We start from the raw sequence: 11,896 nt of genomic DNA on the forward strand, positions 1-11,896 counted from the left end.
GCATTTGAACCACTGTATCCTTGATCGACCAGTAATCTCTGATTCTGAAAACATGTTAAAACCTAATTACGTATAACGTTTACTCCCGTGGTTGGTAGAGCATAGTCACCAATCTACTGCATGTACCTGTATGGATCACCAGTGATAACCCAAGCATGCCCTTTGCCTGGACATACAACCTCCATATATTGATATTGTTTCTCAATTTTCTTCTTGCCTGCGGTGCACACTTCACCCTTCTGAATAATGAACGATTCACTTCCTTCTGGAGTTGCAAAGGTTTGCAGATCCTTTTCGGCAATTATTGCCTTTGGTTCATCTTCTTTGAAACACCCGGCCAAAAGGATGCAAATGACTAAAAGGTAAAAAAGTCTCATTTTTCTGCCTAACATTTACGACACGCGCAACGTGACGAGTCGCTTGTTACATTGCAGTTTCTACCCATCCTTGAAGGTGAGTGGCAACCATCGTTTTAATTTTATTAAGCCGTAAGTAGTCGTCTTATGATGCGGATATTTTTGTATACATGCCCATTACATCTACAACAAACGAACAGCTAGTTTCTACGCCGTCTGCGTTTTGGTGACAACTACCAACCCACAATCCTTTACAACTACCATCAGGTTCAAAGTTTGTTCTTGGCTCAGCTGTTACCATTAACCCGGCAATTAAATAGATCGTCCTGATCTCTTTAATTGCCGGGTTAATAATTATCATGATTTCCAGAGGCAATAACTGTCAATTTATAGCTTATTCATAGAGTCTACGATAGCGCCCAAACTGCGAAGGGCAGTTTTATGTAAACAGAGCGCAGCGACTATAAGCATGGGCGCAGCAGTAATAACCCACTTTCAATAAAACCAATGTGTTCTAGACAACACCCTGATATTCTTATGCTTGAGCTGTAGGTCGAACAACAATATCTCCAATATCAACATCACTTGGCTGTTCAATAGAAAATGCAATCGCACGTGCGATTGCATCAGGAGAAATCGCCATTTGGTCTGAAAGTTCCTTGATCTGAGCCTTTACGACTGGGTTAGCTATAGAGTCAACGAAGTTCGTTTTGACAAAACCCGGGGAAACGCTGGTCACACGCAGTTTATCTCCAGCTTCTTGCCGCAATCCTTCCATCATAGTGCGAACCGCATTTTTGGTACCTGCATATACTGCCATATTAGGTACAATCTTCAGCCCGGCAGTAGAAATGACAGTCACGAAATGACCTGTTTCCTGGCGGCGAAAAACTGGTAAGGCTGCAGCTACGCCATACAGAAAGCCTTTGATATTTACATCTATCATATCTTCCCAGTCGTCAACACACAGATCATCAAGTGGCGCAATGGGCCCAACACCAGCATTAGTGACAAAAACATCAAGCCTACCGAATTTCTCGCAAGCCAAATTTACGAGGCCTTTCAAATCATCCTTTTTTCTGACATCTGTAGATATATAAACACATTCACCACCCGCATTAACGATACGATCGGCAAGTGCCTGCAGCTTATCTAAGCCACGAGCTCCCATAACTATCTTGGCTCCGTGCTCTGCGAGCAAGAGCGCTGTGGCTTCTCCGATCCCGCTGCTTGCGCCGGTTATGGCAATAACTTTATCTTTAATTGCTAACATCTTGATCTCCAGTTGAAGGCATTGCAATGTGAGCTAACGATGCCAGACAGTTTCTTTAATGTCTGACCATAAAATATCCCGTAGACGTTTATGTCCTGGATGAATATTGTTCATTTCTCCATAACGACTTGGCGAAATATAATGTCTGGTCACATGCCCTTGTTATACATCAAATTCACTAAGGTCTCAGGCAGAAGTGCTGGCTTCGCTGTTATCCTGCTGAGCTAACGTGTTCGTCTTTTCGATCAGTGATTAACGGCGAAACCAAAAAATGATAGCACCCTGTAGTATTGATGCAGACAGAATCCATGGGGCTGATAGGCCAGCCGTGATTGCTAAAGCGCCAAACAGCTGAATACTTATGAGTTGAAAAGCGTAAGCGCCACCAGTCCAATTCATTTGGATAGCGCAGAATCCTGACAGAATAAAAATGATCCAAAGCCATTTTTTCCCTGGCATGGGTGTGTGAATGCATACGATTAACGTGAATAAAATAAACAACGGTACTAAAACTGCCAGCTACAAAACCAAATACTGTAACGCCGATTTTGATGACAAGCTAAAAGCGTTAATTTCTTTTTGGGATGCTTGGGTTTGATGCACATTGATACCGATAACCTGAAGAACCTTAAAAGTACGCCCCATATTTTTCGCGTTTACCCATAACTACTTGAAGAAATATAATCCCTCAAACATCGGTATGGTACAGTTGGTGGCTTTTTTGAAAAAAAGGTGACGACTCTACCATATCCGAGTGCTTTGATTTGTTAAGAGGGGGTCACTCCTAAGCACAAAGCAATTGCCGCGAGCGCACCTTTCTCTTCCTTGCTTATTTTGCTTCCGAAGCCGAAAAAACCACCAGAGGCTTCTGCAATTTCCCTTCCTACTAGAAATAATGATATCTTGAATGAATTTGCCTCTTCAGCAGACAAATTGTTATCGATAATTTTCTTAAGTTTCCCAAGCTCTTCGATATAGTCAAGCTTCTTTTTGGCCATCTCAGATATAATAGTGGGAACGTCGTTAATCACATTGGTAACAATTCTGTTAAGCAATGTATTTGTGATTTTTTCTGGGTCAGATAGCAGCTTAATAAATGCAATAAGTTCTTTCTTGTCGACTTTCCCATCCGCTGCAGCGACAAGAAAAAATATCAAAAAAACTGATTGCTTTAATGTCTCGAAGTCATCAGAAGAAAAATTGGTGTTCTCATCGCTTCCATAACCCACACTAACACCAGCTTGGTCTACATATTTTTCATTCCATATTTTTCCACCTTCTTTGTGTGACTCTAGTCCATCAAAGAAAGCATTTGAAATTGATCCAACTACATCCTCCGAAAAACCTTCTAACTTGGTGATTTTTAAACGATGTACCGCAAACCCTTCGGAATGATTCGCATTTCTATAAGGTATTATAAATTGTAGCTTTTGCTCATTATTCTCAGAAAACCTTACGTCAATAATGAGAGCATCTGTTTTACCTGTTTCTAATGTAATCAAGCCATCTTTAATAAACGCTGCACCTAGTATTTCAGTACCAAGCTCAGATATTTTCTTTTCTCCCAAGGAGATCGCCTGAATGGAATCCATAACAAGACGTTCCATAAAATTAGATCCGTCAGATTTCAAGTACCCTACTATTGGAATAAGTGTTTCTCCAGATGAAACGCTCCATATTGCATGTGATGCAAATTTTCCTGCCATTTTTAATGTTTTTTCCATTATTTTTTCCTTTTATAATTTAGTCAGGTAGAAATTCGGATCTAAAGTTGCTTATTGTCCACATAAATGGTGAACAACTTGTTACGAGTTCAGTGCCTACCGTGATGGGGGCTATAGCTCATTATTTCTCATTCTCAATCCAATAATTGGTTAAAACTTCTTTTTCATTTCCGGAGTAGATTTTTATAACCTGAAATTCTCCGGTTGTTTTATTTAATAAATTTTTAAAACTCATTATTCGAATTTTTGCAATTGCCGACCTACTAGAGTCAATAAGGTCAATGGGGGTTTGCAAAGGGAATACCCTGTTTCCATCTTTTGAAAAGTTATAACTACTACCAGGAACTAGTTCGATTTCAAAATCTATTTGTAGCACCCAATTAAACTTAATACTAAATCCCAACTTTTTTTCCTTATGGTTCCACAGTCAATAGCTGTCAATTTACACGTTTGGATATATTGCTGCACAATGATGGATCCGGGAAAAACAGTCGCCCGGAACCCTGTTTATTTTGGCTCTCTTTGTAATGTCTCTGATAGTTGACCTATTGGGTAACTATCACAAAGTAACCTGGCTGATCTGAATAACGATTTTCATGCTCATTTATCTGCTAATTATCCGGATGTCGCGTGTTAAATGGCATTTTTGGTGATATATAACATGTTCTTAACGCTCTCGGCCAGAGTTTATGAAGGGCGATCCTCAGCCCATGCGTTAGCCGGGTGAGAGCGTCAATATCACAGAGAAACGCCCGAGGGACACAGCAGGAAACGCAATGATAATAAGGCGTGGCCTTCAAGGAAGATTTGCGACTTCCTTTATCGGGTCATGATCATATGTACTTACGCTGATATACAGTATCGGATGGTGCCTGTTGTTGTTGGAGTGAATTTCGATGGTTAAAAAGGGTGTCCTGTTATATTCGCTGTTATATTCATACTTATGATCGCTAAAATAGGAGTGGCTATGTTGAAAGAAGACCAGGGGCTTACATCATGAATATTCAAATCGACAATCCCAGGCGCGCCGAAATTACCGTCTTGCTACAGCAACACATGCAGGCAATGGAAGGTCTTTCTCCACCTGAAAGCCGGCACGTGCTTGATATTGAAGGTCTGTGCAAACCGGAAATCACATTCTGGAGTTGCACTATTAATGGACAGCTGGCAGGTGTTGGAGCACTGAAGCAACTCAATACGGAGCATGGTGAAATAAAATCCATGAAGACTGCTTTGGCATTTTTGAAACACGGTGTAGCCTCGGCGCTGCTTCAGCACATCATCCACGAAGCAGCACAACGGAACTATAAAAGACTCAGTCTGGAAACCGGATCAATGGATTATTTTGTACCCGCTTATCAGCTTTATCTGAAGTTCGGGTTTGTCAGCTGCGGTCCCTTTGCCAACTACGTGGAAGATCCGAACAGCCTGTTTTTGACTCGGGAACTGTAACCGAGTGGAGCAGGTGGGATGCTGATTCTGGGGCAGACAGCCAGCATTTGGATTTGACCGATTTTTGGTATAGATTGGTTTTTGAACATGCGACAGGACACCCCATCTTAACCAACCACTGCCGGCTTTGGTTCGCATTGATATGCAGCACCACATGGATATGGTTGGACATCACCGCATAGACGCAGATATTGACGGCAAAGATCTCTCCCATCCACAATAGGCAATCCTCAACCCATTGACGAGCTAGTCTGGGTGAGGGCATCAATCCCACAGAGAAACGCCCGACGGACACAGCAGGAAACGCAGTGATAATAAGGTGTGGTTTCAAGGGAGATTTGCGACTTCCTTGGTCGGGTCATTATCATGCGTCCTTATTCTGATAAATATATAGTATCGGGCGGTGCCTGTTGTTGAAGTGAATTTCAGTGGTTAAGATGGGTGTCCTGTTATTATCGGTGTCCTGTTATTAAGAAGCTATGGCGGTATTGGAGGTGGCTAGAGAGTGCAGAAAAGAACAGCCCTAACCATTTTCTGATCGTTGTTACCGCAACATTGCTTGGCGGGAGTACAGGAGTTTTTCTGATATTTATGACAGAGTTCTGGAGCGCTGTCCGTAGGTGAGTCGCTGAGGAAGAAGACGGCCCAGATCATCCTTAGAAGTTTTCAATCCGGTTATATATTAGGGCCGTCAAAAGAATTATGAACATACTAGCAGTGTTTCCAACCTATAGATCTAGTGAATATCATGGGAAAGTTGGTGGAGGTGAGATCTCAAATCGAATACTACTGGAGGCAATGGCGGATAGAGGCCATAGTGTGACAGTATGCACCTTGAATCCTGGACCGCACAGGGATGCGTATAGAAACGGCGTCAAAGTCATGGGGCCGTTTCTCTTTGGTGATGAACCAATTTATACGAAGGCTTTAAAGGTAATAAGCTACAAAAAACATGTTGAAAAATGTGTTACCTCCGAGAAACCAGATATTATCCTTTCAGGAACCCATGGAATTGGGGCGTCTTTATCGGTTGCAAAGAAGTATGGGATACCTAGTGCTGTTTTTATCAGAGCATTTGAAAACTTCAAGTCGTTAAAAGATTCCAATAGTCGCCTTAAGTTTTTATTTAAAAAAATCTTCTATGGTGACATTGGACCTTCTGCATTAAAGAAAGCGGACTATTTGCTACCCAATAGCCTTTTTATGTCCGAAGTCTGTCACGATTACGTCCCAACTTCAGAGCGACGAGTTATTTATCCAGCATTGATTTTGGAGCGAGTCAATCAAATAAAAAAAGTTCGTGAACCTAAAAATATATTTATGATCAGTTCGGCGGACCATAAAGGTTTCCCTATATTTCAACACTTAGCGGAGAAGTTTCCGGAGCTGTCCTTTCACGTTCTTGGCGACTCGGAAAGAGGTAATGGAGAAGAAAGCAGAAAAGGGAATTTGATATTTCATGGTTGGGCCAATGTTGTTGAGAGTCTAAGTGAAAAAGCAGACCTTTTATTAGTACCGTCTGTTTGGAAGGAGCCTTTTGGCAGAGTTGCAATAGAAGGTTTAATTTCGGGTGTTCCTACTTTAGTCAGTAATATAGGTGGACTTCCGGAGGCAGTAAGTTTTGAAAAGAATCTTTTGGTTGATGCCGGCAGCAAAAGTGCGTGGTGTAAGGCTATTTCTGATTTTATGGAAAACCCTCAAGAAGTATATGCGGCAACTGAGAGGGCTCAGAAAAACATTCATAGGTTTTCATTAGAAACCCAGCTAGCTAACCTGGAAGGGTTTATTGTAGATGCTTCAGAGAGAAGTAACGGGTAAGTAAAATAAAAGTACTACACGAGATCAACCAGTTCGTTATTGGTGATGTTGAAAAATGGCTCATAGATTTTCAGTTTGTGTCAAAAAAATACAGACCGCGATTATTTTTCTGCCAGCTGAAAGGAAGAGTATGGGATAAGTGAGTTCTTGGGAGTATTTGTTATCTCCCAAACCTGCTTGGTGGGAAAACCATTTTTCTTCTGAGGTGTCAGATCAAGTCGAGACTAATACATCTGAGGTTGCTGTTCTTTACTTGAAGTATTAAAGGTATGTACGGCGTTATTCGTTTCATCTTTATAGATTCTCTGGGTTTATTGGCTTTATTTTTTGAGTGAACGGGGTTCGTAATATCGTTGTCCACGCCTATAACGATAAACGGAAGTAGCGTGCGGCGCAGAGTTTCTTAAAGAGAGCCGCAGTGCTACAAAATATGATAGAGAGTGTAACAATTTGTTCGGTACTTGGCATACGGCGGAGACGGCCATTGCTGCCAGTGTTGAGTGTTTTGTATTGATTTCCACGAACCGCCACACCAATATAACGGGGCCAGCAAGCGGCAGGCGGAACTGGTGTTGCAGGCTTTGGCTCAAGACGGTATTCTCCGCGGTGCGTTTTGGTAGTGTGCTGGGTTCTTCCGATTCTGTGGTGCCTCAGTTCCGGGACCATATTCGCGATGGCGGCCTGCGGTTACCGTTACCCACCTGGATACTATCCGTTATTTCATGACCATCCCCGAGTTCATTCAGCCAACTGGTGCTTCAGACTGGTAGTATTGGCTTGGGCGGTGAGGTGTTCATTCTGGAAACTGGGGAGCCGGTAAAGATTGCCGACTTGGCCCGGAAGATGATTCTTCTGAAGGGCCTGGAAGAACAAACGAAGAGCATCCCACAAGTAATATTGAAGTGGTTTACACTGACCTGCACCCGGGGGGTAAAAACTATACGGGGGCTGCTATTGGTGATGATCAGGCGCCTCGCACCCGCCCATTAAGATGGCGCGGGAAGTGTCTTTGAAAAGAGGGCGGGTTGAAGTGCTCTGCCAGTTGCAGCGAACAAGCCAGCCCTTCGATTGCGCCGCAATTATCGAGGTGCTGAAAGGCGCCAAGGTGGGCTATGCGCCCAATGACGGCTTGAAAGCAAAGGAAAGTCACATTTTATCCTTTGCGTGGTTTGAAAAAATCAGGAAGACTTTATCAACAACCCTGCCAGGGAAACAACGTTTCAAAATCAGGGTTTTATACCCTTAACGTGTAAGAAACAAACTGCAAAATTTATATAAGCGCCGCAATTGATAACGAAACTAAAAAGCCTTACCAAAAGCAAATTTGTCCGCAATGTTGCTATCGTAGCGACGGGTACCGCCGGCGCTCAGGCCATTACTATGGCTTTCTCGCCGGTGATTACCCGCCTGTACGGCCCTGAAGCCTTTGGTATGCTTGGTACCTTTATGGCCATATTAACCATTGTGATGCCTGTTGCAGCGCTGGCTTACCCCATTGCTATTGTATTGCCTGAATCAGACGCAGATGCTAAGGGGCTTGCCAGGTTTAGTGCTGGGCTGGCTTTTGCCATCGCTATAGTAACAGCTTTGGTATTGCTGGCAGCAGGTGGCAGCATAGCTCAAATACTGAGTCTGGAGGCAATAGGGCCGTTCCTGATGTTTATACCAATAGCCATGTTGTTTTCAGCTTTTCAGCAGATCCTTACCCAGTGGCTGATTCGGAAAAAACAATTCAAGATAACTGCTCGAGTGGCCGTTATACAGGCCTTAGTAATTAATTTCATGAAAACAGGCGTCGGTTTTCTGTACCCGGTTGGGGGCGCGCTTATTGTTCTGGCAACTCTCGGCCAGATGCTTCTCGCACTTTTACTGTTGGTAGGGATGCGAGGCAGGGACACTGCGTTGCCAAGAGAAGATGAAAGTACTGCTACGATCAGAGAATTGGCCAAGCGTCACCGTGATTTCCCGCTGTTTCGTGCTCCACAAAACGCAATTAATGCGTTCTCCCAAAGCTTGCCTGTGTTGATGTTGGCAAGCCTTTTTGGCCCATCATCGGCCGGTTTCTATAGTCTTGGCAGGACGGTGATGGGTGTACCTTTAAACTTGATAGCTAAATCTGTTGGCGATGTGTTTTATCCTCGCGTTACAGAGGCGGTCAATAACAAAGAGAATGTTTTCCGGCCCATCCTTAAAACGACGCTTGCTCTGGCTGCCATTGGCATTGTGCCTTTCACAATTGTGATCGCTTTGGGACCTTTTCTATTTTCACTGGTATTTGGTTCTGAGTGGGCAGCAGCAGGGGAGTATGCACGCTGGCTTGCTCTGTGGATGTTTTTTGGTTTTATAAACAAACCGAGTGTGGCTGCGATGCCGGCATTAGGAATGCAGTCGTGGCTATTGGTCTATGAATTGTTTAGTACAGGTTTGAAGGTTGCTGCGCTAGCACTAGGTTTTTATTACTTTAACGATGATTTAACTGCTATAGCCTTAATGTGCGCTTCCGGAGTGGTTGCGTATCTGGCGCTTATATTAAAAGTTTTAGTGAGGGCATATTCTGGTGATTTTAATGGATAAGCAGGTTGAAAAAAAACATTATGATTTTTCAAAGTACGTAACTAAAGAACGATGGTGCAGCATATGGCACCAGTTAGATGAGGTGTTGGGTTTAGAGCCTGAAAGTGTCCTTGAGGTTGGCCCTGGTCCTGGTCTTTTCAAAGCAGTGGCAGGTGGTTTCGGGCTGAAGGTGGATACCCTCGATATCGCAGAAGATTTGAATCCAGACATTATTGCATCAGCTGTTGATATGCCACTTTCTGATAAGAGCTACGATGTTGTTTGCTCTTTTCAGATGCTTGAGCATATTCCATTTGACATGAGTAAAAATGCGCTCAAGGAAATGGCCAGAGTCTCAAGAAATCATATTGTTATTAGTCTTCCAGATGCTGAAATTCAATGGCCGTATAGTCTGTATGTGCCAAAACGTGGCACCAAGAAGCTACTACTTAAAAGGCCATTTTCGAAGATTAAAGAACATGAGTTCGATGGTGAGCACTACTGGGAAATAAACAAGAAGGGTTACGAATTGCAGGTTATTCAGGGGGAAATTGAAAACTCCTTGGAAGGCTTTAAGCTCAAGAAAACATATAGAGTCCCAGAAAACCCTTACCATCGCTTTTTTGTTTTTGAAAGAATTTAGGTAAACATCCGATGGATATTGGTAGGTAGCCGGTCATTTAAACCGTTACAGCAAATGGTCTTTGCGGCTATTGAGTGGCGCCAGTGATCTGACGATGTAGGTAGTAATTCGCAATGCAATTAATAATGAGGACTGAGGAAATTCAGTCGCTTAGGCTATAAGTGAGAACAGAATTTCCCAAAACCAGCCCACTCAGCCTGACCCCAGGCACTGACGAGTGAGCTGATTAAAACGCCGGTGTTATTGATTCCCGGCCCGCAGTATGGCTTCGCTCAGAATATCGGCCATCGCGTCCACTTCGGTTTCGTTGATGATCAGCGGTGGCAGTAGTCGTACTGTCGAGCCATGTCGGCCGCCGACTTCGGTGATAAGTCCGAGGGTCAGTGCTTCTCGTTGAATCTGGCGGGCGCGTTGGCCGTCCAGAGGGTGGTTGCCAAGTGCATCTTGTGGTTGTTCTGGGTCGACGATTTCCACACCGATCATTAATCCGCGGCCGCGCACTTCGCCAATGATGGGGCTGTGGATTTGTCTGAGCCTGGTGAGCAGTCGTTCTCCCATTTGTCCGGCGTGCAGGTGCAGCTGGTTGTGGTGCAGCCAGTTCATCACTACCTGACCGGTGGCCATGGCCAGCTGGTTGCCACGAAAGGTGCCGGCATGGGCACCGGGCTGCCAGGTATCCCAATCCTGGTGATACACCATGAGCGCGAGTGGCAGGCCACCGCCAATGGCTTTGGAGAGCACGATCATGTCCGGTTCGATACCGGCGTGCTGAAACGCAAAAATCTGCCCGGTGCGTCCCATGCCGGCCTGTACTTCATCCAGAATCAGGGCAATGCCGTGCTGGCGGGTCAGTCGTCTGAGTCCGCGCAGCCATTCCAGGTCAGCCGGCAACGCGCCGGCCTCTCCCTGAACCGCTTCCACGATGATTGCCGCCGGGGTCAGAACACCGGATTCCGGATCTGTCAGCATGCTTTCCAATTGATTCAAACTGGCCTGTACTCCGGCTGCGCCCAATCCATAGGGGCAGCGTCTGGCATGAGGGTAGGGGAGAAACTGCACGCCTGGCACCGTGGTACCCAGATGGCGTTTCGGCCCGAGGTTGCCCATCAGGCTCAGTGTGCCCTGGGTCATGCCGTGATAGGCACCGGCAAAGGCAATCACGTTGTGTCGACCGGTTGCGGTTTTGGCCAGTTTGATGGCGGCTTCTACGGCATCGGCGCCACAGGGACTGCAAAACTGCACCCGGCTGTTGGACTGTAAACCTGCCGGCAGCAGTGCAAATAATCGTTCGATGAATTCATCTTTGACCGGTGTGGTGAGATCCAGGGTCTGCATCGGTATACCGCTGCCAAGGGTTTGGCGGATGGCTTCCTGTATGTCCGGGTGGTGATGACCCAGGGCCAGGGTGCCGGCGGCAGCGAGGGCATCAATGTACAGCTGGCCACGGCTGTCTTCTACATAGATACCATGACCACGAACCAGTGCCAGAGGCAACCGGCGGGGATAACTGCGAGCGTTGGATTCACGTTGCTGCTGGCGTTCCAGTAATACATCGTTATCCAGGTTACGGTCTGATTGTTGCTGTAGTCGGGTTAGTGAGTCCGCAGGCGGTTGTGTGTGTGCAGAGGCGGAAGTAACCCGTGTTTCATCGATGCAGAGGTTGTCCATGTTTCGGGCTCATTCATTAGTATTAGATGCCATGGCATCTTTAAGGCTTTTTGGGCGCATATCTGTCCAGGTTTCCTTGATGTAGGCGAGACATTCGTCTTTAAGACCGCATTTGCCGGCCTTTTGCCAGCCGCCAGGAATATCCTTGTAAGATGGCCAAATGGCGTACTGCTGTTCGTGATTCACCACAACTTCAAAGTGGGTATCCGGATCATCAAAACTCATAACTTCAATACCTTCTGTGCTCGGCGCAAGTTGCCTGTCTAACGTTTCGTTTCATAGCATATCTCTAAATGAAAATAATTATCAATAATATTTAGTTTCGATATCAAATATGTATCATATGCCCGTATTCGAATCGGGATGATTGACATACCAACCATTTGCAACCTGCTGTGATCAGGTGAAG

General features: G+C 45.0%; 11 protein-coding genes and 1 pseudogene. 6 read left to right on the forward strand and 6 right to left on the reverse strand.

Annotation, left to right across the window (positions count from 1 at the left end):
- Positions 1 to 113 precede the first annotated feature (113 nt).
- The 4 genes from YC6258_RS15325 to YC6258_RS15340 all read right to left on the reverse strand — a co-directional run bounded on the left by YC6258_RS15325 (position 114) and on the right by YC6258_RS15340 (position 3,756).
- Positions 114 to 377 (reverse strand): hypothetical protein, encoded by a 264-nt coding sequence (locus YC6258_RS15325; protein WP_044617758.1) that lies wholly within the window; start codon positions 375 to 377, stop codon positions 114 to 116.
- 514 nt (positions 378 to 891) lie between these two features.
- Positions 892 to 1,629, reverse strand: a complete 738-nt coding sequence (locus YC6258_RS15330; protein ID WP_044617759.1) for an SDR family oxidoreductase — start codon at positions 1,627 to 1,629, stop codon at positions 892 to 894.
- Positions 1,630 to 2,396: 767 nt separating this feature from the next.
- Positions 2,397 to 3,353, reverse strand: a complete 957-nt coding sequence (locus YC6258_RS15335) for a hypothetical protein (RefSeq protein ID WP_044617760.1) — start codon at positions 3,351 to 3,353, stop codon at positions 2,397 to 2,399.
- A gap of 121 nt (positions 3,354 to 3,474) precedes the next feature.
- Positions 3,475 to 3,756: a DUF2584 family protein gene (locus YC6258_RS15340; protein WP_044617761.1), complete on the reverse strand. Its 282-nt coding sequence runs from the start codon at positions 3,754 to 3,756 to the stop codon at positions 3,475 to 3,477.
- A gap of 593 nt (positions 3,757 to 4,349) precedes the next feature.
- Between YC6258_RS15340 and YC6258_RS15345 the strand changes: the two genes are divergently transcribed.
- The 6 genes and pseudogenes from YC6258_RS15345 to YC6258_RS15365 all read left to right on the forward strand — a co-directional run bounded on the left by YC6258_RS15345 (position 4,350) and on the right by YC6258_RS15365 (position 9,819).
- Positions 4,350 to 4,805 (forward strand): GNAT family N-acetyltransferase, encoded by a 456-nt coding sequence (locus tag YC6258_RS15345; protein ID WP_044617762.1) that lies wholly within the window; start codon positions 4,350 to 4,352, stop codon positions 4,803 to 4,805.
- Between the two features lie 702 nt (positions 4,806 to 5,507).
- Positions 5,508 to 6,623 (forward strand): glycosyltransferase family 4 protein, encoded by a 1,116-nt coding sequence (locus YC6258_RS15350; RefSeq protein WP_082070742.1) that lies wholly within the window; start codon positions 5,508 to 5,510, stop codon positions 6,621 to 6,623.
- Between the two features lie 450 nt (positions 6,624 to 7,073).
- Positions 7,074 to 7,613 (forward strand): annotated as a pseudogene (locus YC6258_RS31350) (polysaccharide biosynthesis protein).
- A 13-nt stretch (positions 7,614 to 7,626) separates the two neighbouring features.
- On the forward strand, positions 7,627 to 7,869 hold the full coding sequence (locus YC6258_RS29825) for a hypothetical protein (protein ID WP_144407658.1): 243 nt from the start codon (positions 7,627 to 7,629) through the stop codon (positions 7,867 to 7,869).
- A gap of 41 nt (positions 7,870 to 7,910) precedes the next feature.
- Complete coding sequence (locus tag YC6258_RS15360; protein ID WP_044617764.1) at positions 7,911 to 9,197, forward strand: lipopolysaccharide biosynthesis protein; 1,287 nt, start codon at positions 7,911 to 7,913, stop codon at positions 9,195 to 9,197.
- Positions 9,190 to 9,819 (forward strand): class I SAM-dependent methyltransferase, encoded by a 630-nt coding sequence (locus YC6258_RS15365; protein WP_044617765.1) that lies wholly within the window; start codon positions 9,190 to 9,192, stop codon positions 9,817 to 9,819. Before YC6258_RS15360 ends, YC6258_RS15365 begins: the two co-directional genes overlap by 8 nt.
- 240 nt (positions 9,820 to 10,059) lie before the next feature.
- On the opposite strand, the gene YC6258_RS15370 is transcribed toward YC6258_RS15365, so the two are convergent.
- Both YC6258_RS15370 and YC6258_RS15375 read right to left on the reverse strand, forming a co-directional pair.
- On the reverse strand, positions 10,060 to 11,487 hold the full coding sequence (locus tag YC6258_RS15370; RefSeq protein ID WP_044617766.1) for a diaminobutyrate--2-oxoglutarate transaminase: 1,428 nt from the start codon (positions 11,485 to 11,487) through the stop codon (positions 10,060 to 10,062).
- Positions 11,488 to 11,496: 9 nt separating this feature from the next.
- Positions 11,497 to 11,712, reverse strand: a complete 216-nt coding sequence (locus YC6258_RS15375; RefSeq protein ID WP_044617767.1) for an MbtH family protein — start codon at positions 11,710 to 11,712, stop codon at positions 11,497 to 11,499.
- Positions 11,713 to 11,896: the final 184 nt, after the last annotated feature.

The sequence above is a fragment of the Gynuella sunshinyii YC6258 genome, from assembly GCF_000940805.1.
Taxonomy (GTDB): domain Bacteria; phylum Pseudomonadota; class Gammaproteobacteria; order Pseudomonadales; family Natronospirillaceae; genus Gynuella; species Gynuella sunshinyii.

Bases quoted from the DNA above. Each gene is read 5' to 3' on its own strand.
- YC6258_RS15370 (WP_044617766.1), bottom strand. From the start codon at position 11,487: ATGGACAACCTCTGCATCGATGAAACACGGGTTACTTCCGCCTCTGCA.
- YC6258_RS15365 (WP_044617765.1), top strand. From the start codon at position 9,190: ATGGATAAGCAGGTTGAAAAAAAACATTATGATTTTTCAAAGTACGTA.
- YC6258_RS15345 (WP_044617762.1), top strand. From the start codon at position 4,350: ATGAATATTCAAATCGACAATCCCAGGCGCGCCGAAATTACCGTCTTG.
- YC6258_RS15330 (WP_044617759.1), bottom strand. From the start codon at position 1,629: ATGTTAGCAATTAAAGATAAAGTTATTGCCATAACCGGCGCAAGCAGC.
- YC6258_RS15325 (WP_044617758.1), bottom strand. From the start codon at position 377: ATGAGACTTTTTTACCTTTTAGTCATTTGCATCCTTTTGGCCGGGTGT.
- YC6258_RS15375 (WP_044617767.1), bottom strand. From the start codon at position 11,712: ATGAGTTTTGATGATCCGGATACCCACTTTGAAGTTGTGGTGAATCAC.
- YC6258_RS15350 (WP_082070742.1), top strand. From the start codon at position 5,508: ATGAACATACTAGCAGTGTTTCCAACCTATAGATCTAGTGAATATCAT.
- YC6258_RS15335 (WP_044617760.1), bottom strand. From the start codon at position 3,353: ATGGAAAAAACATTAAAAATGGCAGGAAAATTTGCATCACATGCAATA.